The organism is Saccharopolyspora hattusasensis (assembly GCF_050972075.1).
Lineage (GTDB): Bacteria > Actinomycetota > Actinomycetes > Mycobacteriales > Pseudonocardiaceae > Saccharopolyspora > Saccharopolyspora hattusasensis.
Genome location: NZ_JBPCDC010000001.1, coordinates 2,298,040 through 2,320,586 on the forward strand (window position 1 = coordinate 2,298,040; position 22,547 = coordinate 2,320,586).

Annotated in this window: 19 protein-coding genes and 4 tRNA genes; 14 read left to right on the plus strand and 9 right to left on the minus strand. The window is 68.2% G+C overall.

Going from position 1 to position 22,547, the window contains the following annotated elements:
* Nucleotides 1-151 precede the first annotated feature (151 nt).
* The 3 genes from ACRXBZ_RS10060 to ACRXBZ_RS10070 all read left to right on the plus strand — a co-directional run bounded on the left by ACRXBZ_RS10060 (nt 152) and on the right by ACRXBZ_RS10070 (nt 3,341).
* Nucleotides 152-1,603 (plus strand): amino acid permease, encoded by a 1,452-nt coding sequence (locus ACRXBZ_RS10060; RefSeq protein WP_433878872.1) that lies wholly within the window; start codon nt 152-154, stop codon nt 1,601-1,603.
* 422 nt (nt 1,604-2,025) lie between these two features.
* Entirely contained in the window at nt 2,026-2,958 is a 933-nt protein-coding gene (coaA, locus tag ACRXBZ_RS10065) for a type I pantothenate kinase (protein ID WP_433878873.1), read from the plus strand.
* Nucleotides 2,959-3,077: 119 nt separating this feature from the next.
* Nucleotides 3,078-3,341 carry a hypothetical protein gene (locus tag ACRXBZ_RS10070; RefSeq protein ID WP_433878874.1) on the plus strand — a complete coding sequence of 88 codons (264 nt, stop codon included), beginning with the start codon at nt 3,078-3,080 and terminating at the stop codon, nt 3,339-3,341.
* Nucleotides 3,342-3,408: 67 nt separating this feature from the next.
* Here ACRXBZ_RS10070 and ACRXBZ_RS10075 read toward each other — a convergent pair whose 3' ends face one another.
* Nucleotides 3,409-5,064, minus strand: coding sequence for a PucR family transcriptional regulator (locus ACRXBZ_RS10075; RefSeq protein ID WP_433878875.1), 1,656 nt, complete (start codon nt 5,062-5,064; stop codon nt 3,409-3,411).
* A 147-nt stretch (nt 5,065-5,211) separates the two neighbouring features.
* Here ACRXBZ_RS10075 and pruA point away from each other — a divergent pair, with 147 nt between their 5' ends.
* The 5 genes from pruA to ACRXBZ_RS10100 all read left to right on the plus strand — a co-directional run bounded on the left by pruA (nt 5,212) and on the right by ACRXBZ_RS10100 (nt 12,666).
* On the plus strand, nt 5,212-6,840 hold the full coding sequence (gene pruA / locus ACRXBZ_RS10080; RefSeq protein WP_433878876.1) for an L-glutamate gamma-semialdehyde dehydrogenase: 1,629 nt from the start codon (nt 5,212-5,214) through the stop codon (nt 6,838-6,840).
* 173 nt (nt 6,841-7,013) lie between these two features.
* A complete protein-coding gene (locus tag ACRXBZ_RS10085; RefSeq protein ID WP_433878877.1) occupies nt 7,014-7,943 on the plus strand; it encodes a proline dehydrogenase family protein in 930 nt (309 codons plus the stop codon).
* Between the two features lie 78 nt (nt 7,944-8,021).
* The gene (locus ACRXBZ_RS10090) at nt 8,022-8,480 is read left to right on the plus strand and encodes an IS3 family transposase (RefSeq protein WP_433878878.1); all 459 of its coding nucleotides are present in this window, start codon (nt 8,022-8,024) and stop codon (nt 8,478-8,480) included.
* 665 nt (nt 8,481-9,145) lie between these two features.
* Nucleotides 9,146-11,896, plus strand: a complete 2,751-nt coding sequence (locus tag ACRXBZ_RS10095) for a DEAD/DEAH box helicase (protein ID WP_433878879.1) — start codon at nt 9,146-9,148, stop codon at nt 11,894-11,896.
* Complete coding sequence (locus tag ACRXBZ_RS10100; RefSeq protein ID WP_433878880.1) at nt 11,893-12,666, plus strand: SWIM zinc finger family protein; 774 nt, start codon at nt 11,893-11,895, stop codon at nt 12,664-12,666. Before ACRXBZ_RS10095 ends, ACRXBZ_RS10100 begins: the two co-directional genes overlap by 4 nt.
* A gap of 8 nt (nt 12,667-12,674) precedes the next feature.
* Here the strand turns inward: ACRXBZ_RS10100 and ACRXBZ_RS10105 are convergent, their stop codons facing one another.
* A complete protein-coding gene (locus tag ACRXBZ_RS10105) occupies nt 12,675-12,875 on the minus strand; it encodes a Clp protease/crotonase-like domain-containing protein (protein WP_433878881.1) in 201 nt (66 codons plus the stop codon).
* A 236-nt stretch (nt 12,876-13,111) separates the two neighbouring features.
* Between ACRXBZ_RS10105 and ACRXBZ_RS10110 the strand changes: the two genes are divergently transcribed.
* The 4 genes from ACRXBZ_RS10110 (at nt 13,112) to istB (ending at nt 16,440) form a co-directional block, all read left to right on the plus strand.
* Nucleotides 13,112-13,402 (plus strand): hypothetical protein, encoded by a 291-nt coding sequence (locus ACRXBZ_RS10110; protein ID WP_433878882.1) that lies wholly within the window; start codon nt 13,112-13,114, stop codon nt 13,400-13,402.
* Between the two features lie 475 nt (nt 13,403-13,877).
* Entirely contained in the window at nt 13,878-15,383 is a 1,506-nt protein-coding gene (gene istA / locus ACRXBZ_RS10115) for an IS21 family transposase (RefSeq protein WP_433878883.1), read from the plus strand.
* 2 nt (nt 15,384-15,385) lie between these two features.
* Complete coding sequence (locus ACRXBZ_RS10120; RefSeq protein WP_433878884.1) at nt 15,386-15,670, plus strand: hypothetical protein; 285 nt, start codon at nt 15,386-15,388, stop codon at nt 15,668-15,670.
* Entirely contained in the window at nt 15,667-16,440 is a 774-nt protein-coding gene (gene istB / locus ACRXBZ_RS10125; protein ID WP_433878885.1) for an IS21-like element helper ATPase IstB, read from the plus strand. Before ACRXBZ_RS10120 ends, istB begins: the two co-directional genes overlap by 4 nt.
* A 335-nt stretch (nt 16,441-16,775) precedes the next feature.
* On the opposite strand, the gene ACRXBZ_RS10130 is transcribed toward istB, so the two are convergent.
* The 5 genes from ACRXBZ_RS10130 to ACRXBZ_RS10150 all read right to left on the minus strand — a co-directional run bounded on the left by ACRXBZ_RS10130 (nt 16,776) and on the right by ACRXBZ_RS10150 (nt 18,405).
* Nucleotides 16,776-17,201, minus strand: coding sequence for an SsgA family sporulation/cell division regulator (locus tag ACRXBZ_RS10130; RefSeq protein ID WP_433878886.1), 426 nt, complete (start codon nt 17,199-17,201; stop codon nt 16,776-16,778).
* Between the two features lie 370 nt (nt 17,202-17,571).
* Nucleotides 17,572-17,646 (minus strand) — tRNA-Val (locus ACRXBZ_RS10135).
* A 1-nt stretch (nt 17,647) separates the two neighbouring features.
* Nucleotides 17,648-17,719, minus strand: a tRNA-Cys gene (locus ACRXBZ_RS10140).
* Between the two features lie 47 nt (nt 17,720-17,766).
* A tRNA-Gly gene (locus ACRXBZ_RS10145) sits at nt 17,767-17,839 on the minus strand.
* A 140-nt stretch (nt 17,840-17,979) separates the two neighbouring features.
* The gene (locus ACRXBZ_RS10150) at nt 17,980-18,405 is read right to left on the minus strand and encodes an SsgA family sporulation/cell division regulator (protein ID WP_433878887.1); all 426 of its coding nucleotides are present in this window, start codon (nt 18,403-18,405) and stop codon (nt 17,980-17,982) included.
* A 979-nt stretch (nt 18,406-19,384) separates the two neighbouring features.
* Between ACRXBZ_RS10150 and ACRXBZ_RS10155 the strand changes: the two genes are divergently transcribed.
* Complete coding sequence (locus tag ACRXBZ_RS10155; protein ID WP_433883839.1) at nt 19,385-19,735, plus strand: TIGR02611 family protein; 351 nt, start codon at nt 19,385-19,387, stop codon at nt 19,733-19,735.
* 57 nt (nt 19,736-19,792) lie between these two features.
* Nucleotides 19,793-19,864: transfer RNA gene (locus tag ACRXBZ_RS10160), tRNA-Val, on the plus strand.
* A gap of 373 nt (nt 19,865-20,237) precedes the next feature.
* Here the strand turns inward: ACRXBZ_RS10160 and ACRXBZ_RS10165 are convergent.
* Both ACRXBZ_RS10165 and ACRXBZ_RS10170 read right to left on the minus strand, forming a co-directional pair.
* The gene (locus ACRXBZ_RS10165; protein ID WP_433878888.1) at nt 20,238-21,188 is read right to left on the minus strand and encodes a C39 family peptidase; all 951 of its coding nucleotides are present in this window, start codon (nt 21,186-21,188) and stop codon (nt 20,238-20,240) included.
* A 519-nt stretch (nt 21,189-21,707) separates the two neighbouring features.
* Nucleotides 21,708-22,394 (minus strand): LysR substrate-binding domain-containing protein, encoded by a 687-nt coding sequence (locus ACRXBZ_RS10170; protein WP_433878889.1) that lies wholly within the window; start codon nt 22,392-22,394, stop codon nt 21,708-21,710.
* Nucleotides 22,395-22,547 lie beyond the last annotated feature (153 nt).

Consider the following 22,547-nt stretch of genomic DNA (forward strand, 5'->3'; position numbering starts at 1 on the left):
AAGTGACGCGTCGGCGGCGCGTAGGTTTCGCCGCGACGTGCAATCCCTTCGGTGATGCAGGACACGGACGACGTTGCGCGGGACGTCCACCGGGCCGGATCACGCGATGTACGTACCCTTTCGCGCAGGACGAACGCATTCGGGAGAATCCGTGACCACACCAAGCCTGACCCCAGGGCGGGGGATATTCCGCCGCAAGCCGATCGACTCGATCGTCGAGGACGACGGAGAGACCGGGCTCAAGCGCTCGCTGGGCCTGTGGCAGCTCACCGCGATCGGCGTCGGCGGCATCATCGGCGCCGGCATCTTCTCCCTGGCCGGCGCCGTCGCCAACGAAAAAGCCGGACCCGCGGTGTTGATCTCCTTCCTGATCGCGGGTATCGCCAGCGCGGCCGCGGCGTTCTCCTACGCGGAGTTCGCGGGCATGATCCCCAAGGCCGGTTCGGCCTACACCTACGGATACGCGGTGCTCGGCGAGGTCGTCGGCTGGCTGATCGGCTGGGACTTGCTGCTGGAGTACACCGCGATCGTCGCGGTGGTCGCCATCGGCATCTCGGGTTACTTCAACGAGTTGCTCGGCTTCCTGCACATCGATCTGCCGCTGTGGATGATGGGTGCGCCGGGCACCGAGGACGGCGCCGCCCCAGCGGGTAGCTACAAGATCAACCTGTTCGCGGCGCTGCTGTGCCTGCTGATCGCCTTCATCCTCAACCAGGGCATGAAGAGCGCGGCGCGCTTCGAGACGCTGCTGGTGTACCTGAAGGTCGCCGTGGTGCTGGTCGTGATCGTCGTCGGCGCGTTCCACATCAACACCGGCAACTACAACCCGTTCTTCCCCTTCGGCATCAGCGGCGCGTTCGCCGGCGCGGCAACGGTGTTCTTCGCGGTGTTCGGCTACGACGCGATGAGCACGGCGGCGGAGGAGTCCAAGGACGCCCAGCGGCACATGCCGAAGGCGATCATGTACTCGCTGGCCATCTCGATGGTGCTCTACGTGCTGGCCTGCCTGGTGCTGACCGGCATGATCCCGTACCAGCAGATCAGCGCCGAGAGCGCGTTCGCCACGGCCTTCGCCGACGTCGGTCTGCCGGTGCTGGGCGCGGTCATCGCCGTCGGCGCCATCCTGGGCATCCTCACCGTGCTGTTCACCTTCATGCTCGGTGTGACCCGGGTGGGCTTCGCGATGAGCCGGGACGGCCTGCTGCCGAAGTGGTTCTCCAAGACCCACCCGGTGCGCAAGGTGCCGAGCCGCTTCACCTGGCTCATCGGCATCGCCTCGGCGCTGATCGCGGGTCTGCTGCCGATCGGCGAGGCCGCGGAGCTGACCAACATCGGAATCCTGCTGGCGTTCGTGATCGTGTGCGCCGCGGTCATCGTCCTCCGCTACAAGCGGCCGGAGCTGCCGCGCGCGTTCAAGTGCCCCGGCATGCCGATCGTGCCGGTCATCGGGATCGTGTTCTCGATCTGGCTGGTCACCTTCCTCGACCCGGTGACGTGGTTGCGGTTCGCCGTCTGGTTCGCCATCGGCCTGGTGATCTACTTCGCCTACGGCTACCGGAAGTCGAAGCTCAACGAGCTCTCGTCCACCGACCCCCAGAAGTGAGCCGTTGACCCCGGTCGGAGGACCGGGAACCCGGAACTCGGAACGCCGGACGTCGTCCCCCTACGACGTCCGGCGTTCCGGCGTTCCGACGTCGTTCCTACGTCCCGGCGTCCCGGCGTCCCGACGTTCCGGCGTTCCGGCGTTCCGGCGTTCCGGCGTTCCGGCGTTCCGGCGTTCCGGCGTTCCGGTAGTGCGATTTCAATGGAAATCGAAGGTCCGATTTCCATTGAAATTGCTGGAAATGGAATTTGGTGTCCGCGAAGCGGAAGACCTCGCGATCGATCAAGGGTGTTCGCTGCGTCTCAGCGTGCACTGGGTCACAGCGTCGCACGGCATCGGCGTCCTAGGGTTTTTCCCAGCGCCGCCGGAAATCTCCCGGGGGCGTCTGAGTTCCTACCGGGCCTCAATGCCGAGGGGTGCCTGTGACGCGCGTTCGCGAACTGAGCCCGTATGTCGAGTTGCACCGCGCGCAGTGGCGGGAACTACGCGACTCCCTTCCCCTGCCGCTGACCGAGGACGAGCTCGTCGCCCTGCGCGGGCTCGGCGAGCCGGTTGACCTCGCCGAAGTCGCCGACGTCTACCTGCCGCTGTCGCGGCTGATCAGCCTCCAGGTGGCCGCCCGCCAGCGGCTGCACGAGACCACCACGACGTTCCTGGGCGAGGAGACCCGCGGCACGAAGGTGCCGTTCGTGATCGGCATCGCGGGCAGCGTCGCGGTCGGCAAGTCGACCACCGCGCGGATCCTGCGCACGCTGCTGGCCCGCTGGCCCTACCACCCGCGGGTCGACCTGGTCACCACCGACGGCTTCCTGTACCCGAAGGCCGAGCTGGTGCGCCGCGGCCTGATGCACCGCAAGGGCTTCCCCGAGAGCTACGACCGGCGGGCACTGCTGCGCTTCGTCACTGAGGTGAAGTCCGGGGCGCCGGAGGTGGCCGCGCCGGTCTACTCGCACGTCGCCTACGACATCCTGCCCGGCGAGCAGCACGTGGTCCGCAAGCCGGACATCTTGATCATCGAAGGGCTTAACGTGCTGCAGCCCGCGCCGAGCCTGGCCGTGTCGGACCTGTTCGACTTCTCGATCTACGTCGACGCGCACACCGACCACATCGCCCGCTGGTACACCGACCGCTTCCTGACGCTGCGCAGCACGGCGTTCGCGAACCCGAACTCGCACTTCCACCACTTCGCCGAGCTCTCCGACGACGAGGCGCGCGCCGAGGCCGAGCACCTGTGGCGCACGATCAACGAACCGAACCTGGTGGAAAACATCCTCCCGACCCGCCCCCGCGCAACCCTGGTGCTGCGCAAGGACATCGACCACTCGATCAACCGGGTCCGCCTCCGCAAGCTCTGACGCCGGATGCCGACCCCCAGATAGCGCAACGAAAAGCCCAGGTCACCGCGTTTGCCGCCGGTACGATCATGAGATCGGCGGTGGATCTGGAGGTCCGGCGATGATACGGCAACGGGTTCATGTTCAGTTCGTTCAATCCGCGCAACGCACGACTGCACCTCGCCGACCAGGAACACCAGCGCAGGGAGCGGGCCCGAGCTCGGGGGCTGGCACGCATCCGCGCGGACAAGGTGGCCTTGGTGGTGCTGCTGGTGCTGATCGTCATGACCTCAGTCCTCGCCTTCCTGTGGCCCCGGTCAGGTCGTGAGTGCATAAACGGGTGGGAGCCCGCTTGCGCACTCACGACTGACCGCGTACGGCTGGTGGCCCGGCGACGGTGCTGATCCGGCGCCCTACGACGACTTCGCCTTGCTGGTGGCGAGCATCCGCGAGGACGCCGTCGAGCGGCCGTCAGCGGCGGGCGGTCCGGCGGGCGAGCAGTAGTTGCAGGTGGGCGCTCAGGCGTTCTGTCGGGTTGGCGAAGTCGATGCCCGTGATCTCACCGGCCCGGCGGACCCGGTAGCGGAGGGTGTTCGGGTGGACGTGCAAGCCGTCGCTGGCCGCGCGGACGTCGCCGAACGCCTCCAGGTACGCCAGCAGCGAGCGAGCCAGGTCGGTTCCGTGCTCACCGTCGTGCTCGTGCAGAGCCGCCAGGCGGGAGTCGCGGAACTGCTCGTTGCTATGCAGCACCGTCAGGATCTCGCTGATCACCACCTGCGCCCGCACATCCGAGATGGTGGCGATCTCCGCGTGCAGGTCGTGGGTCATCGCGTCGAGGACCCGGTCCGCCTCGGTGCGCGACTCCGCCACCTCGTCCAGCGTCCGGACCGCCGATCCGACGCCCACCTGCACCCGCGCCCGCAGGTGCTGCTTGGCCGCCGCCACGATCTCCCTGGTCAGGCCCAGCGCGGACGCCACCGCCGAGCGTTCCGGCAGGTCCGGCAGCAGCACGTACACCCGTGAACCGATCGTGGTGACCAGCGCGCTGCGCCGGTAGGCCGAGGCGTGCACCGAGATCAGGCCGGTCATCTCGGACCGCTGCAACTCCAGTTCGGAGCGGTCCGCGCTGGCGTCCGACGGGCGCAGCGTGAACACCACGACCACCGCCGGCTTCGCCGGATCCGCACCGATGTTGCCGGCCACCGACTGGGCGTCGATGAGGCCGTCCAGCAGACCCGTCAGCAGGTTCTCCCGGAACCGTGGCCCGGCCGTGGCCTCGGTGCGCTGCCGGATCAGCTGCAGCGCCGCCACGCGCGCCGCGCCCAGCAGCGCCCGCTCGGAATGCTCGGACAGCGGCCGCTTGCCCTCCTGCACCCAGATCGTGCCCAGCGGTTGGGCGCCCGCGTGGATGCCGACCGCCATCCGGCGGCGGATGCCCAGGTCCGGCCGCTCGTCGATGCGCACGACGTCCTCACCGGCGCGCAACCGCTGGTAAACGCCCCATTCCCGGAGCATCGCCAGGTACGGCTCCGGCCCCTGCCGCCCCAGGATCGACAGGCGGCGCAGCTCGTCGACCTCGTCGTCGGAGCGCGAATACGCCAGCACGCGGCTCGCGGTGTCCTCGATCGCGACGATGCCGTCGGTCATCGCCGCCACCGTTTGGGCCAGCGAGAACAGGTCGCCCAGCGCCTCGCCCAGGTCCGCGTCGGTGGTCAGCCGGGCGTTATCGACGGCCGAACGCGCGAAGGACTCCAGCTGCTCCCAGCGGACCTCGGGCCGCACGCCGAGCAGCGCGATCCGGCAGTCGATCGCGGTGTCGCGCAGGGCCCGCGCGTCGGTTTCGGAATCGACCTTCACCGCCACGGCAGCCGCCCCGTCGCGGGCCGCGGCGCGCACCAGCCGGGCGGCCGCCCTGCCCCGCGCGCCGATGACCAGCACGAAATGGCCGCTGCGACCGCTGCCGGACTCCTCCTCCGGGTCGACAATTACGACGTCGCGCACCTCGACGTCGAAGCCGCGCGGCGCCGCGAGCACGTCGACCAGCGGTTCCCCCACTGCGATCAGGAGTTGGCGCAACGGCACGCCCACCACGGCAACGCCCACGGCGTCAACTTCGACCTCGTGCAACCCAAGGACCCCACTTGTCCAACCGAACAATCCAACAATGTCAACGATAGCCGAACGGACAAGCCCGGGGCGCTAACGAAACCTTAACCTCCCAAGTGAGAGACCCTTTCCCCGACAGCGACTTCCCGCAAGGAGGCGAAATTGGCCATGGACGCCATCACTTCGGTACCGGTGCCTTACAACGAGCCGGTCAAGGGCTATGCGCCCGGCTCGCCGGAGCGGGAGTCGCTGCAGAAGCGGGTCGCGGAGCTGGAGTCCGAGCGCATCGACCTGACCCAGACCATCGGTGGCGTGCAGCGGCTCGGCGGCGGCGAGCGCTTCGACGTCGTTCAGCCGCATGACCACCAGCACGTGCTGGGCACCGCCGCGCAGGCCACCACCCAGGATGTCGCCGACGCCGTGCAGGCCGCCAAGGACGCCGCCCCCGCCTGGGCCGCGACGTCGTTCGACGAGCGCGCCGCGGTACTGCTGCGCGCCGCGGACCTGTTGGCGGGGCCGTGGCGGGACACCATCAACGCCGCCACCATCCTGGGCCAGTCCAAGTCGGCGCAACAGGCCGAGATCGACGCCGCGTGCGAATTCATCGACTTCCTGCGGTTCAACGTCCACTACGCCCGGCGGATCATCGCCGAACAGCCGCGGTCGGTGCCCGGCGAGTGGAACCGCATGGACTACCGCCCCCTGGACGGGTTCGTCACCGCGATCACGCCGTTCAACTTCACCGCCATCGCCGGCAACCTGCCCACCGCCCCGGCGCTGATGGGCAACACCGTGGTGTGGAAGCCGACGCCCTCGCAGCAGTTCGCCGCGCACTTCACCATGCGCCTGTTCGAGGCCGCCGGCCTGCCGCCCGGGGTGATCAACCTGGTCACCGGCGACGGCCAGGCCGTCAGCGAGGTCGCGCTGACCGACCCCGGCTTCGCCGGCCTGCACTTCACCGGCTCCACCGCCACCTTCAAGAAGCTGTGGCGGATCATCGGCGACAACCTCGACGCCTACCGCTCCTATCCGCGCATCGTCGGCGAGACCGGCGGCAAGGACTTCATCGTCGTCCATCCCTCGGCCAACCCCACCCCGCTGGCGGCGGCGTTCGCCCGGGGCGCGTTCGAGTACCAGGGCCAGAAGTGCTCCGCCGCCTCCCGCGCCTACGTGCCGCGCTCCATCTGGGAGGGCGGGCTGCGCGATGAGCTGGCGGAGCTGACCAGCACCATCCACTACGGCGACGTCACCGACTTCTCCCACTTCGGCGGCGCCGTCATCGACCGCCGCGCCTTCGCCAAGCACAAGGCAGCGCTGGACCGAGCGGCCAAGACCGACTCCATCGAGGTACTCGTCGGCGGCGGCTACGACGACGCCACCGGCTACTTCGTCGAGCCCACCGTGCTGGTCTGCGACGATCCCGGCGACGAGGTGTTCACCACCGAGTATTTCGGGCCGATCATCGCCGTGCACGTCTACGACGACGCCAAGTACTCCGACATCCTCGACGTCGTCGACGCCTCCAGCCCCTACGCGCTCACAGGTGCGGTGTTCGCCACCGACCGCAGCGCCATCGGGCTGGCGCACCAGAAGCTGCGCGGTGCGGCCGGCAACTTCTACGTCAACGACAAGCCCACCGGATCCATCGTGTCCCGCCAGCCCTTCGGCGGCAGCCGCGGCTCCGGCACCAACGACAAGGCCGGTTCGCTGCTGAACATCCAGCGCTGGACCAGCCCCCGGGCCATCAAGGAAACCTGGGACGCCCCCACCCACATCGGCTACCCGCACATGGGCTGAGGACTGGCCGGAACACGATTCACTCCGGACCCTTCGCCGGTGCGCCTCCGGCGAACCGCGGCACGCAATTTCGACTGCAGCCAACTTCGATTGCAGCCAACTTCGATTGCAGCCAACGCGGAAGGCAGGAGATTCCCGAACACCGAGCACAGCTGCGAAGAAGGAGACCGACGATGCTGCGCAGCACCCTGCTGGCCGCGGCCCGTTCCCGGGGCGTGCGCCGACTCGTGGAGGCCAACCCGCTGACCAAGCCGGTCGTAGCGCGGTTCGTCGCCGGCACCACGCCCGAGGACGCGGTCCGGGCTACCCGAGCCCTGCGTGACCAGAACATGTACGTCACGCTCGACCACCTCGGCGAGGACACCCTCGCTGCGCAGCAGGCCTCCGACACCGTTCGCGCCTACCAGCAGATGCTGCAGGTGCTCTCAGCCGAGGGCCTGGCCGACCGGGCCGAGGTCTCGGTGAAGCTCTCCGCGGTCGGGCAGTTCCTGCCCGCCGACGGCGAGAAGATCGCCCTGGACAACGCCCGCCTGATCTGCGAGGCCGCGGCCGCCGCCGGGACCACGGTGACCCTCGACATGGAGGACCACACCACCACGGACTCGACGCTGGGCATCCTCCGCGACCTGCGGGTCGACTTCCCGTGGGTCGGCGCGGTGCTGCAGGCCTACCTGCATCGCACCGAGCAGGACTGCCGCGACCTGGCGGGCGAGGGCTCCCGGGTGCGGCTGTGCAAGGGCGCGTACTCCGAGCCGGCTTCCGTCGCCTACCAGGACAAGGCCGGGGTGGACCGCTCCTACGTCCGCTGCCTGAAGATCCTTATGGAGGGCGACGGCTACCCGATGGTGGCCAGCCACGACCCGCGAATGGTGGCGATTGCCGCCGACCTGGCCGCGCGGTCCGGGCGCAGCGCGGACAGCTACGAGTTCCAGATGCTGTACGGCATCCGGGCCGAGGAGCAGAAGCGGATCGCGTCCGAAGGCAACAAGCTGCGGGTTTACGTGGCCTACGGCGACGAGTGGTACGGCTACTTCATGCGTCGCCTCGCCGAGCGCCCGGCCAACCTCGTCTTCTTCCTGCGCTCGCTGCTGTCCCAGAACTGACCCGGGCGCCCCGGAAGGCTGAACTGCTTCCCGGAAGTTGGACTGAGAAATTCAGTTCTGACCTTCGGGAACAGTTGCATGGCAGGGCCAAGTTCGTTGACCGTGGAGCAGCGTGCCGCGGCGATAAAGTTGTTCGATGACGGTTGGGCGAGGAGGTCGGTCGCGACCAGGCTTGGTGTGTCTGTCTGGGCGGTTGGCCGGTTGTATGACCTGTGGCGGGTGCGCGGGGGTGCGGCACTGGTGAGGAAACGTCGAAGCGATCGTTCTCCTTCGAGTTCAAACTCGAGGTGGTGCAACGGTTCCTGGCTGGTGAGACGAAGCTCGACCTCGCCTGTGAGTTCGACCTATCGTCGCCGTGATCGAAAGCTTCTTCGGACACCTCAAGGTGGCAATGTTCCACCACACCCGCTACCTCAACCTCGAGGCTTCACGACCACGCTGGACGACTACATCACCTGGTTCAACACCAGCCGGGGCCACTCACACTGTGAGGTTCTGAGCCCGGTGCAATACCGGGCCCAGACCCTGGCGGCCTAGACTCTTACTTAACGAGTCCAACTCCCGGAGACCCCAGCCCGAGGCCTGAACGGGCAGCGTGAGCTTCGAGGACACCCGCGAGGTGGTGGCCCGGCTCGACCCCCGAGGACGAACCGCGGGGAACCTCGTTGGCATTGCTCGAATTTTTTTCGGGTAGTCCGAACCCGTCGGCGACGGCCCACAGATCGTCCGCTTCCAGCGAGCACGACTCGCGCCGCTCACGATCAAGTGCCGTGAGTACTTTTCGGTGCTATAGCGCCGAAAAGTACTCACGGCCGTTCACCAGCCAATCGGATCCGTAATCACCAGTCCGCCAAAATTGTCGAAAACGAGCGTTAACGCCCTCAAAAGGGAATCCACGACACGCCAGGGCGAGACGGAACCGCAGGTCAGCGACACCCTTGGAAGGCATCGGAGGTGATTTGTCAAGTCGGTCGCGGCAACAGGATCGGCGAGTTGTCAAATAGCGCGCTGAACTGGATTTCTGGGCAGCACAATGATTTTTGTGTACCGTTTGCCGGCAGCGGGGAAATCGTGACATCGCGGTCGGGGACAACTGCGCCCATCGACCGGCCTGAACGGAGGACACCATTACGGCTCCGGCACGCACCAGACGATCCGGTATCCCGACCCGGCTCCAGGCGACCTTCCACCCGGACGGCCCGTTGCCGTCCGCCGGGCACCTGGCCCTGTGGGGCACCGACGACCCGCCCGCAGCGGCGAGCGACCTCGGGTTTCCGCTTGGGGCGCAAGGAGAACTGCCGACCGTCCGGAAAGCCGGGCGCAAGGTCGCGGCGGCCGACGTGCCCGCCGTACTGGTCCCGATCGGCGACGCGCTCGCTCCCCTCGCGGCCCTGCCGACGCCGGATCGGTGGCTGGGCTGGCGCCGACCCGGCGACTCACTGATCGCCTGGAGCGTTGCCACGAAACTGGCCCTGGAGCACGTCGCCGCCGGACATCTGGTGCCCGAGGTGCGCGACGACGTCGCACGCTGGCGGCTGGCGAACCTCCACGACGGCCGGCTTGCCGCGCTAGCCGAGGCCATGCCACCGGCCGCACACGCGCTACGCCGCGACGACGGACTTTGGACCGCACCGGCGTTGCTCGCCGCCTTCGGCGACGCCGTCGCGGATGTGTGCGCGCGAGGCACTGCCATCGCCGGCAACGGCTCCTGGGGCGGGACGTGGGTCACCGCGCTGACCGGCCCCGACGCGACCGTGCGTCTCGACGAGCAGGTCAGGGCCGAGCTCCAGGAATGGGCCCGCCCGCTGCCGGCGGGCCCGGCCGGTCCGCTCGGCGGTCGGCTCCGGCTGCGCCTGGAAGTCCCCGCCGATGGCGAAACGCCGTGGGCGCTGAGCTTCCACCTCCACGCCGCGGCCGACCCGAAGGTGGCGGTGCCCGCCGAGCGTGCTTGGTCCGCGGGCAGCGCGACCCTCCAGTTGCCGGGCTGTTCCATCGGCGCACCGCAGGATTCGCTGGTGCGTGGGCTGGCCGAGGCAGCCCGCATCTTCCCGCCGCTGGACGCGGCGCTGTCGGAACGGCAACCGACCGAGGCCCGGCTGGACGTCGCGCAGGCGGCGGAGTTCCTGTCCACCGGCGAACCGGCGCTGACCGCGGCGGGCATCGCGGTCGACGTGCCGACGGACCTCACCGGGGTGGGCCGCCTGCGGGCCCGGCTGCGGTCCCTGGATTCCGCCCAGTTCCGCTGGGAGGCCGCGATCGGTGACCATGCGTTGAGCGCGGACGAGCTCGACGAGCTGATCGCATCGGGCCGGCCGCTGGTCCGCTGGCACGGCCGGTGGGTGCGCATCGACCTGACCGAGGCGAAGAACGTCCGCGCCGTGCTCGGGAAGACGCAGTCGCTGTCGGAGTCCGAGGCGCTGGCGGCGGTGCTGGAAGGACGTCGGTCAACCGAGCTCGGCGAGGTCGAGGTGTCGGCCGGCGGACGGCTGCGGATGCTGGTGGAGCGGCTCGGCAAGCCCGCGCGGGAGCCGCAGCTGGTCGGCATCGAGGCGACCCTCCGCGACTACCAGCATCGCGGCGCGGCCTGGCTGCAGGACATGGCGGAGCTGGGTTTCGGCGCGGTCCTCGCCGACGACATGGGCCTCGGCAAGACGCTGCAGACCATCACGCTGCTGGCGGCCCGAACCGGTGCCCGCCCGCAGTTGGTGGTTTGCCCGACCTCGGTGGTGGACAACTGGCAGCGCGAACTCCACCGGTTCGCCCCGAAGCTGCAGGTGGTCCGGCACCACGGCCCCCGGCGCCCCACCACGGCCGGCGCGTTCACCCCCGGCTCGGTCGTGATCACCACCTACCCGCTGCTGCGCGCCGATGCCACTCTATTGTCCGAAGTGGACTGGGACGTCGTGGTGCTGGACGAGGCGCAGCAGATCAAGAATCAGGCCGGGCAGACCGCGCAGGCCGCAGGCCGGCTGCGCGCCGGAGCCCGGGTAGCGTTGACCGGCACCCCGGTGGAGAACCGCCTCGCCGAGCTGTGGTCGATCATGCACTTCGCGAACCCCGGACTCCTGGGCCGTTTCCCCCGCTTCAAGGAGCGGTTCGCGATACCGATCGAGCGCTGGCACGACAACGACGCCGCACGGCGGCTGCGCTCGGTCGTCGCCCCGTTCCTGTTGCGCCGCCTCAAAACCGAGGTCGCCACCGACCTGCCCCCGAAGGTCGAGTCGGTGGTGGCCTGCGCGCTGACCGATGAGCAGGCCCGCCTGTACCGGAGAACGGTGCGGGACACCTTCGACGACGGGCTCGGCAGCGGCATCCGGCGGCGCGGACGCATCCTCAGGCTGCTGACCGCGCTCAAGCAGATCTGCAACCATCCCGCGCACTTCCTCCGCGAACCCGGGCCGCTGCCCGGCCGCTCCGGGAAGCTCACCCGCGTCACCGAGATGCTCGCCGAGGTGGTGGCGGCCGACGACCGGGCGCTGGTGTTCACCCAGTACCGGGTGATGGGCGGGCTGCTCGCCGCACACCTGGCCGCCGAGCTGGACCTGCCCGCGGTCCCGTTCCTGCACGGCGGCGTCGGCACGGCACATCGGCAGGCGATGGTGGACGCCTTCCAGCACAACGACGCGGCCCCACCGCTGCTGATCATCAGCCTGAAGGCGGGCGGCACCGGCCTGAACCTGACCCGCGCCACGCACGTCGTGCACTACGACCGGTGGTGGAATCCGGCGGTGGAGGACCAGGCGACCGACCGGGCGCACCGGATCGGCCAGTCCCGCCGCGTGCACGTCCACAAGCTGGTCACGCACGGCACGCTCGAAGAGCGGATCGCCGATCTGCTGGAGCAGAAGAGAGCCCTGGCCGACTCGGTGATCGGCAGCGGCGAGACCTGGCTGACCGAACTGACCGACGACGCGCTGCGCGAAGTGGTCGAACTGTCCACGGAGGACTCATGAGCGGCACGGGCTTCGGAGCGACATGGTGGGGGCGGCGCTGGCGGCGCACGCTGGAGTCGCTCGGCGCCACCTACCCCAATCCCCGGCTGCCGCACGGACGAACGCTGGCGCGAAGAGGCGCGGTGCAGGACCTGGCCGTCGAGCCGGGAACGATCCGTGCCCGGGTGCACGCGCGCAGCCAGGTCCACGATGTCGTCCTGACACTGCCGGTTTTCACCGACGCCGACTGGGAAACCGCCGTCGAAGCGCTGGCCGGTCAGCTCCGGCATGCCGCCGCCCTGCTGCAAGGCGAACTACCGGAGGATGTCGACGACACCCTGCGCAACGTGGATCTGTCGCTGTTCCCACAAAGCGGCGAGCTCGACTCGACGTGCGCCTGCACCAGCAAGATCGAGCCCTGCGCGCACGCCACGGCGATGCATTACGTGCTCGCTCCGATGCTGGACACCGACCCGTTCCTGCTCACCAGGCTGCGCGGCCGGGACCGCGAGCCGCTGCTGGCCGCGTTGCTCGCGGCGCGCTCCGGCGGCGCGGTCGAATCGGAGCCAGAGCGGTTGACGATCGACCAGCTCGACCCGGAAGCGCTGTTCACGGCGCGCGGAGACCTCGCCGCCATCGCGGTCCACCCGCACCAGCCCGACGGCCGGGTGCCGGAGGCATTGCGAGTGCTCGGCGAGATCCGTGGCATCGACCGGGAAACCTGGCAGCACCTGGTTGCGGCCGGCCAACGCGCCCGAACCCGCGCATGGGACCTCGCCGAGGGCTCGTGACAGCTGGCTCAAGAACGCTTGCGGTTGAGGAACTCCGTTATGAACCGCTGCGGTTCACCGGTGTCGAAGGCCGCGCCGAACTCGGTGACGCTGTTCGCGACGGCCTGGTCGATCGGCAGATCTTCCCAGGAGCGCAGGAGTTTCTTCTGCTCGGCCGCGGCCGGGCCGAACTCGACACGAATCGACCATGGCCAGTCCCCTCGGAGCACGAGACATGCGCACCCCGTCAAGTTTCGGGCGCTTTCCGTAGCAATTGCGTCAAGACCCCTGGCCACGGGTTCCCGGCGAGCTTGACTGGGTTGGTAACCGCCTGCGAACGAAGGCAGGGGACGTGGTGATGCGAAGTTTCCGGAGTTGGGGCCCGGCTCGTCGGTGCGTGGCAGGGCCCGCGACGTCGTCGGCAGTGGGCTTCTTCGTCGTAGCGGCCGGGACGGTGGCTGCCGGCGTGACTGCTTGGTGGTCGGGCGCGTCGGTGGCCGGGTTGGTCGTGCTCGGCCTCGTCGTCGGCGGATACGCCGCCGCGATCCGCAATGCCCCGGGCGCACTGGGCACCGCGGTGTTGGGCTGGATGTTCCTGAACGGCTTCGTGTTTACAGTCGCGGGGATCTCGCATGGGAAGGCTTCAGCGACGCCGTGCGGCTGGGCGCGCTCGCGGGTGCCGCGCTGGCGGTCACGAGCACGGCCTGGCCGGGTGGGTTGCCTCGAAACCAACCCCGACCGCCTCGCCACCTGCTGACCGAAGCCGGCATGGGCTACCGCTTCCAACCCTGAGAAACCGAGCGTGCGCGGGGAATCCCAGCTTGGGCCTCCGGGCCGGCGATGCGCGGGATGGGGCGGGCAACCCCCAACGGTCACCCGCCCCTTTCCCGACTCCTGGCGATGTCCCCGAAACCTCACCAGGCACATGCGCCCCCTGGTCCCGAAATCAGCGACGCATGTAGAAACAGCGTGGCGAGCTGCCAGCCGGTCGCGCAACCGGCGGAAGAAAACTCTGCGTTTCGCTGAACCACGCCACCTGTCGGCGGCCACGAGAAACTGCCCAGTGACGGCCATTTAACTGCCCGCTGGCGGTCATGAAACCTGCTCGTTGGCGGTCACGAGATCTGCCCATGTCTTGTTGATTTACCCGCGCGCCTTCGGGGTGTGGGGTCCCTCCTCGGGTGTGCTCGCCCTCGTCTGTGTTGTTCGAGCACGTTCCCGAGGAGGGATGCGTGAAGTCTGACGAGGAGATCATGGAGATCTTGGAAGCGTATGACTTGACCGGCTCGTGTCGCGCTGCGGCGGAGTTGGCGGGGTGTTCGCATCACACGGTCGCGCAGTATGTGGCGGCGCGTGAGGAGGGCCGGTTGACGCCGGGTCGGGCGCAGCCGCGGCCGATGCTGATCGATGCGTTCCTGCCGAAGATCGAGGAGTGGGTCGAGCGGTCGAAGGGCAAAGTTCGCGCCGATGTGGTGCATGAGCGGTTGCTGCCGCTGGGCTATGCGGGCTCGGAGCGCACCACCCGTCGGGCGGTGGAGCGGGTGAAACGGTCCTGGCGGGCTGGTCACCGGCGGGTGCACCGGCCGTGGGTCCCGGAACCGGGTATGTGGTTTCAGTATGACTACGGCACCGGCCCACTCGTGGCTGGGACGGCGACGCAGCTGTTTTGCGCGTGGCTGGCGTGGTGCCGGTTCCGGGTGGTGCTGCCGCTGCTGGACAAGACGCTGCCGTCGGTGATGGCCGCGATCGACCAGGCCCTACGGGCGTTCGGTGGTTGTCCGACCTACGCCCTGACCGACAACGAGAAGACCGTCACCGTGGAGCATGTGGCCGGGATCGCGGTGCGCAACCAGCAGATACTGGAGTTCGGCAAGCATTACGGGCTGACCTTCGCGACGTGTGTGCCAGCTGACCCGGCCAGCAAGGGCGGCAGCGAGAACGCGGTCAAGATCGCCAAAGCCGATCTGGTGCCCACCGACGCGAACCTGCTGCCCGCCTACGGCAGCTTCGCCGAACTCGAAGAGGCCTGCCGGGTGTTTTGCGAGCAGGTCAACACCCGTCCGCACCGCATCACGCGGCGTGCGCCGGCCGAGATGCTGGCCGAGGAACAACAGCGGCTGCACCCGTTGCCGGAACACCCGTACACGGCGGCGTTCGGGGTGACCCGCACCGTGCCGACCAACACCCCGATGATCGCGTTCGACACCTGCCAGTACTCGGTGCCACACGAGTTGCTCGGCGAGACGGTGTGGGTGCGGCCCCATGGCGATCAGGTGGTGATCGTGCACGTCAGGGTGGACGGCCCGGTCGAGGTCGCCCGCCACGTCCGCACCACCCCCGGCAACCCACAAGTGGTGGACGAGCATTTCCCGCCGCAGCCGGAGGGTCCGCTACACCGTAGGCCACGCGCAAGGACGGTCGCGGAGGCGGAATTCCTCGCGCTGGGTGAGGGTGCCGGGTTGTGGCTGGTTGAGGCCGCCGCAGCGGGCGCGCATCGGATGCGGGTCAAGATGGCCGAGGCGGTCGATCTGGCCGCGCTGCACGGCCGGGCCGCCGTGGACTGGGCGCTGGGGCATGCGGCCACCGCGGGCCGGTTCGGGCACGGTGACTTGGCCGCCATCCTCACCCACGGCGTCACCGCGGCCGGTGACGCAGGCGTGCAGCGGGCCGGTGAGGGCAACAGCCTGGCCCAGGGCACCGCCGGGTGGGCCGGGCTCGGCGAGCAGGGGGTGAACTGACCATGCGCACCGTCAACTCCCCGTCGAAGATCGCCCAGATCATGCGCAGTCGCGACGGCGCCGCCGACCCTGACCAGCTCGTCGGCGTCGCCGCCGGGGAACTGTTCGAGTGGCACTGGCTGCTGGCTGAGCTGGCCGACTGGCTCGACCACTCCGACCCGGCGACCCGCGCGGACTTCGACCGGTTCTTCGGCGGGTTCCGTGCCCCGGAGAAGGTGACGCTGTTCCTGGCGATGATCAGCGAACGCATCGGCAACCTGCTCGACGGTGATCGGGGACAACCATGACCGCCCCCACCGCGCCGCCGCTGGATTCGGAGCTGGAACGGCTACTCAAGCGGATGCGGCTGCCCTACATCCGCAAAGCCGCGCCGGAGGTGCTGGCCACCGCCAAGGCACAACGCTGGGACCCGACCGAGGTGCTCAAAGCGCTGCTGGCCGAGGAGGTCGCTGGTCGGGACCGGTCCTCGCTGGCCACCCGCCGCGCTCGGGCCGGGTTCCCCACCGGCAAGACGTTCGACGCCTGGGATGAGAAGCTATCGTCGATCCCGGCACCCACCCAACAGGCGCTGCGCACCCTGGAATGGGTGCACCGGCGGGAGAACCTCGTGGTCTGCGGCCCCTCGGGCACCGGCAAGACTTTCCTGCTCGAAGCGCTCGGCCAGCAGGCCGTCGAGACAGGGCTGAACGTCGCCTGGTTCACCCTGGAATCGCTCGGGGTGCTGGTGCGGCGGCACCGCGCCGATGACACCGTCACCAAGGCCATCGGCCGCATCCTGCGCGCCGACATCGTCATGGTCGACGACATCGGGCTGCTCCCGGTCGGCGCGGACGCTGCCGAAGGGCTCTACCGGTTGGTGGATGCCGCCTACGAGAAGCGGGCCGTCGCGGTCTCATCAAATTTGCACCCGGCCGGCTTCGACGAGCTCATGCCCAAAACGCTGGCCACCGCCACCGTCGACCGGCTGCTCCACCACGCCCACGTCTGCCAGACCAACGGCGACAGCGTCCGGCTCTCCCAAGCCATGAACGGACAAGGGGTGATCGCGTTGAACTAGCCAGCCCGGGCACATCTGGTGGCCACGAGCGGGCAGATCTCGTGGCCACCACCGGGCAGCTTTCGTGACCGTCTATGGGCAGATCCTCATGTCCCTTGACAGCCACCAACCAAAACACACAGAAAACCACTCTTTTTCGGCGAGAAACAAACCGAACGAAGTGCTCTGCTGTCCCAGAAAAACATCAACACAACACTCGAGCAACAGCGCTGCGCCTCCGGGCCGGGCGGATTCCCGGCTCGGAGGCGCAGCGTGACGGAGTTTTCAGGTGGTGTTCAGCGCCGCCAGGTCCCGCGGCTGGGCCGCCTGGCGTGCGGCGCGGGAGAACCGGGCCACTACAGGTTGTGCGAGAGCAGCCGGCTCAGCGCCTCGTCGACGTTCATCCACCGGTGTTCGTCACCGGGTGCGACCGCGTCGTAGGTGTCGTTCAAGAACTCCGCAAGCTGATCGGCATTCACTTCGAAGGCGGCCTGCCCTGACGGCGAGCTCAACTCGATCACGACCAGCCCCGGATCGTCCAGTCGAGGGCGGATTCGCACGTCGCCTTCGCCCGCCTCGGCGACCAGCCCGTCGGCCAGCAGGTCGCGGGCGATCACCCAATCCACCTGACCGGCCTTGCCCACGTTGAGCTTCATGCTGACCTCGTACGGGTTGCGGCTGTCGTACCCCAGTTCCACGCCAACCGGCGCGATCACACCCGCCGGGGCTACCAGGTTGAAGACCATGGTGGCGAGCACCGTGCCGTGATCGTTTGCCATCATGTCCGCACTCCCAAGCGTCGGCTTCACTTCCTAGATACCAGCATGCCCAACCCGGGTTCATGTCTTCTTCACGATGTCTTCAGATCCCTGGTGGCAATCCACCCCCGGGCTCCCAGCGAGGAACCTTCACTCGCACCGAACCCACGGGACTCGATGCGTCCCGGCAGCAGACGCCGGGCGACCACACTGACCAGGTGCTGCGGGCACTCGGTGACGACCAGACGACGAACCGCCAACAGCCCCGGTCCCGGTCCCGGTCCCGGTCCCGGTTTCTCCGCGCTGATGCTGCCTTTTCGCTGCCTCAACAGCTTATAACGATCAAAGCCCCTGCCGGAAGATCACCGACAGGGGCTTTGACCTGCTGAAACAATGGTGCGCGATACTGGGATTGAACCAGTGACCTCTACCGTGTCAAGGTAGCGCTCTCCCACTGAGCTAATCGCGCGAGGCGGAGGCGGGAATCGAACCCGCGTACAGGGCTTTGCAGGCCCTTGCCTAAGCCACTCGGCCACTCCGCCGGACTCCGCATCCATACCGAAGCCGGCTGGACCGCCAGAGAATCCAGAGCGGACGACGGGATTCGAACCCGCGACCCTCACCTTGGCAAGGTGATGCGCTACCAGCTGCGCTACGTCCGCCTGCCTGCGACTTCAAAGTCCGGGATCTTCCGGCCCGTCCGCCGCGTTGCACAGTGAACTCTAGACCACTCCCACGACCACGATCAAAGGGGGGTCCACCCGGCCGGAACGAGACCAAGCCGAGTTGGCGTTCGCCCAGATCAGCCCAGGTCGTGGGGCAGCAGCCGGGTCAGCGCCTCATCCACGTCGACCCACAGGTTCTCGTTGCCCGGCACCACGACGTCGTAGGTGCGGTCAAGGAAGTCGGCCAGCTCCTGTGCCGAGGCCTCGAACACCGCGTGGCCCGACGGCGAGCTCAGCTCGATCGCCACGACCTCCGGGGCGTCGAGGGCCGGGCGGATCGTCACGTCGCCCTCGCCGGCGTGCGCGATCAGACCGTCGGCGAGCAGGTCGCGGGCGAACACCCACTCGACCCAGCCGACGCGCCCGGTGCGGAACGCAGCCACCACCGCGTACGGGTCCCGGGTGTCGTAGCGCAGCTCGACCTGGACCGGCACGGCCGGTGTCTGCGGAGCCAACAGATCGAACACAGCTGTCGAACGCAGTGCCACATGATCGTTACGCATTGTCCTCCCCTTCCTGCTCCTCCCGGTCCCCTTATCGACCGAGCAACATAGTTGTGACGCCTCATCGGGCCGATACGCTCGCAACTACCGCATAGACCACCCATACGGGGCAGGCCCAACTTCGCTGGGCAATCACGCGAACGCACAGCGTGTTCAACCCGGCTCCGGTACCGGAGCGGACCGCAGGTTGGCCGCCCCATTGCGAGACGGACCGGATCCGTTGTCCACACCGGAAGAAGATCCGTCGCGAACAAACCCGACAGAGGACGTTGAGTCGCAGGACCGGCACCTACCAAGTGACCAAGCTCCGCTACATTCCATAACCGAACGAACCGCGGGTTGCACCGAGCCTTCGATTCCGCCGCCCTCGCCTTGCGGAACTCGCCGCCGCGCCCGGCTGACCACCGGGTTTCCCACTTCGTCGAGCTCGCCTGACGTCCACTCGAGAATAGGCGACCGAACCGCTCGCCATTCTCGCAGCGCGACCAGCCGGTGAGACGCTCGCCACCACAGTTCCCCATATCGGGCTAATGGCTTGCATCTCCTCCGTAACCAACCACGCGTACGTCGAACAGCCTGTCGAGAGCGACGTCACAATGTGACCAGGATCGAAGGACCACAACAGGGCCGAAAGGCCCAACGTCGAGCACAACCGTCGATGATCCCGATCACACTTCGGAGGGCCTGGCAAAGCCGCGGCGCCCGAGTGCCCGCTTGACACGCGGTGACCCACGGCACGGTCCCCACCCGGACAAGGCCCGTATTCTGGCCCTGACCGGACACCGCGAGCGGCGCGGTTACAACCGGCAGAACATGACGAACGTTCGTAACCGGCAGGTGGACAACCCTGAACGAGACAGCCGAGTCGGACCCCCGCAACACCAGGACGGAACCCGCCGACCGCCAGCACACGCCCCGGCTGCACGCCATCCGGGAAGGCCTGCACGCCTTCCGCGAACGCATCCGCCGCAAGCCCGGGCTGAACACCAGCTACCGGATCGCGCTCGGCGTCTTCGGCACCTTCGTGCTCGTCGCCGGCATACTGATGATCCCCTATCCCGGCCCCGGCTGGCTCGTCGTCTTCGCCGGCCTCGGGATCCTCGCCACCGAGTTCCACTGGGCCCACCGCGTCAACACCTTCGCCAAGCGCCACTACCAGCGCTGGGTGCGCTGGCTCGGCCGCCAACACCTCGCCACCAAGCTCGCCGTAATGGGCGCCACCTGCCTCGTCGTCCTCACGACGCTGTGGTTACTGGGCGTGTTCAACACCGTCGGCGGCTGGCTAGGCCTGCACTGGACCTGGTTGGCCTCCCCCCTGTTCGGGGCCTGAAAACGATCGTGTATTGTTCTTCTCGTCCCCGGGAACGGGGACGAAACAACAGAACAAGGGCGATTAGCTCAGGGGGAGAGCGCTTCGTTCACACCGAAGAGGTCACTGGTTCGATCCCAGTATCGCCCACGCGAAAATTGGAAAGGCCCCGCCTGCCGAGCGCAGACGGGGCCTTTCTTGTTGATCATTCTGGGGTCGACCCCCCAAGCCCCCCACAGTGCGGTGGAGATCCCAAGTGGCTTTCTCGGATGAAAGATCAGGCAGGCTGGTCCTTGTCCGACGCGAGCCAGACAACTTGAAGTTTTGCCGGGTGACCGGAATCGAGATACCCCGAGAATTGTGACCGCAATCGGCTCTTCTGGCGACGGTCCCGGCGATTTCAACAATCCGACGGCGCAGGCTGCTGGAATGCGAGGTCTCGCGACGGCCTCGCCCGCGCACCGAGGAGTGAAGGCCCGCCGGACGGGCGGGCCTTCATTTCTTACGCGGCATGCGGTTTTCGTCAGGCGGCGTAGCCCTTGGACTGGATCAGCGAGGCGATCTGGTCGAGGCTCAGCCAGTAGTCCTCGATTCCGCTGAACCGGGCGGGGTCGGAGATGTGCACCGTCTTGTCCGCCGCGTTGTAGCCGATGATCGCCACGTAGTGGTAGATCGTCTCGCTCGACGGGTAGCCGGGTGGCTGGTTGCCGGACTTCGCGACGATGTTGGCGACCATCGCCTTGCCGGCGTCGATGTCGCGGACCGTGTCCGACCACAGCTGCTGGGTCATCTCCGGAGTCAGTGGGCGGTCGCCCCAGTCCCGGGTGACGTATTGGATGCCGGTTCCTGCCAGCTCCCTGTTGAGCCCGTCGACGACCTGGCCGATGTGGTCCGTGCCGTTCTCGGTGGTGCCGAGTTCGGTCGCGAGCGAACCCTGGTCCGGCAGCTTGTCGGTCTTGCTGGACAGCGCGATCCGGGTCGCCGTGGGGCCACACCAGTAGCTGGTCTGCTGCGCCTGGTAGTCCACTGGGACGGACTTGGAGACGGCCTGGGGAACGACCGCTGGAGCGCTCGGTGCCTCCGCTGCCGCCGGGGCCGGAGGAGCCGCCGGAGCCGGAGCATCAGCAGGAGCCGGAGGAGCCGGAGCATCAGCAGGTGCCGGCGGAGCCGCCGGCGCTGCCGGAGCGGGAGGCGCTGCCGGAGCGGGAGGCGCTGCCGGAGCGGGAGGCGCTGCCGGAGCCTGCACCGCGGTGTCGGCGGCGCGGACCTGGGCGGGCGCCGGAACCGGAGCCGCGCCCGCTACCAGCGGATGGCCGACCGCCACGATCGCGCCACCGGCGACGACCACCGAGAGGACCTTGCCGGACACCTTGCGAGACGGAGCGCCACCGCCCGAGTTCGGGTGGAACCTGTCAACGAGTGCGCGGATCGCGGCCTTCGGGGTGTGACCGCCCGCGTTGCGATGCTTGTGCACGTATGCCTTTCCACGTCGGGGAGATCCGGTCGCCACCGCCGGGGGTGCGGTGTCCTCTCGCGGGTCGAGACCTCGTGACCGGATCGTGATGCACTGCCGCTGACCGTAACTAAGTGTTATGGATGCTTCAACCGCTTCACCTGATCGGACCAGCGATTACCTCTTGATTGGCTCCTCTCCGTAGCAATCGCCGCTGATGCGGGAAATCGCCGAACGGGAGCCGAGCAGGCGCCGGAGCAAGCGCGCCAGATCCGGCCACCGAGCCTTTTACCGCTACGGATCCGGGCGGCATTTACGCTGATAACGGGCGTGCACGCGACGTGGGGACAATCAAGGCGCACCGGGCGAAACCGGCACCCGGCAACGATGGGCGGCACCTGCCCTCAAGCCATCCGGGCCCAGATCGACTTCCCGCTCACCCCTTCGCGAAGATCGGCTAAAACGCGACCGTGAGGCTCGGCACAAGGCCCCGAGCAGCTAGTTGATGATATTGGGAGCCCCCGGCAGCCGCTCTCGGCTTCAGGTTGCGCGGGCTGTTTCCCGGAGCTCTCTCGTGAAGGCCCGGGCTTGGGGCGTTTCGTCGGCCTTCTTCGTCGCCGCCAGGATGTTTCTCGTTGCTGCCGGTTCGCAAGGGAGCAGCGTTACGCCTGGTGGGGTTGGGGTCGCGACCATCTCCGGGATCAGGGCTACCGCTAGGCCTGCCGCCACCAGTCTCAGCTGAGTAGCACCGTCCGCCACGTAGTAGCGGACGTCGATCTCGTGGTGGTCGTTCGTCCGCAGTAGTTGGACCAGGGCCTCGTAGGTGTCCGTGTCTGGTGGGCACGTGGCCCACAGCTGGTCTTGCAGGTCCGCCAGGTTCGCCGACCTCAGGTTGGCGTGCGGGTGGTCTGCTGGGACCGCTAGCAGCGCGTGCTCGTGCAGCACCCTTTTGACTTGGACTCCCTTCGGGATCGGCGTCGGGCAGTGGGTCCAGCTCTCCAGGACCACAACGTCAAGTTCTCCGTTGCACAGCGCGGGAAGCATCTGTACCGCTTCTCCGTCGTGCACCTCCGGGGCGACGCGCTCGCGCCCAGGTACGGCGTGCCGCCGCGGACGGCTTCGCGCAGCGCGGTGACCAGGCCGCCCGTCGCAGCTGATCAGGCCGGCACGCCACCAGAAGTCGAATCCTGCCAACCGCAGGCACGCCGCGTCCAGGTCGTCGCGCACCTGGCCGCTTGGCGATCTCCTGGGCGGCGGCCCAGAACTCCTGCTCGGACGGCAGTTTCCCGGCCAGCGCGGGCGTGGCGCCGGTGATCCCGATCGGCATCACCGGGGCGACCCTCAGCACCGCACCAGACGACCGAGGCCTCACAGGCACAG

Bases quoted from the DNA above. Each gene is read 5' to 3' on its own strand.
- ACRXBZ_RS10070 (WP_433878874.1), top strand. From the start codon at position 3,078: ATGTTCAGTTCGTTCAATCCGCGCAACGCACGACTGCACCTCGCCGAC.
- pruA (WP_433878876.1), top strand. From the start codon at position 5,212: ATGGACGCCATCACTTCGGTACCGGTGCCTTACAACGAGCCGGTCAAG.
- ACRXBZ_RS10085 (WP_433878877.1), top strand. From the start codon at position 7,014: ATGCTGCGCAGCACCCTGCTGGCCGCGGCCCGTTCCCGGGGCGTGCGC.
- ACRXBZ_RS10090 (WP_433878878.1), top strand. From the start codon at position 8,022: ATGGCAGGGCCAAGTTCGTTGACCGTGGAGCAGCGTGCCGCGGCGATA.
- ACRXBZ_RS10100 (WP_433878880.1), top strand. From the start codon at position 11,893: ATGAGCGGCACGGGCTTCGGAGCGACATGGTGGGGGCGGCGCTGGCGG.
- ACRXBZ_RS10120 (WP_433878884.1), top strand. From the start codon at position 15,386: ATGCGCACCGTCAACTCCCCGTCGAAGATCGCCCAGATCATGCGCAGT.
- istB (WP_433878885.1), top strand. From the start codon at position 15,667: ATGACCGCCCCCACCGCGCCGCCGCTGGATTCGGAGCTGGAACGGCTA.
- ACRXBZ_RS10130 (WP_433878886.1), bottom strand. From the start codon at position 17,201: ATGATGGCAAACGATCACGGCACGGTGCTCGCCACCATGGTCTTCAAC.
- ACRXBZ_RS10150 (WP_433878887.1), bottom strand. From the start codon at position 18,405: ATGCGTAACGATCATGTGGCACTGCGTTCGACAGCTGTGTTCGATCTG.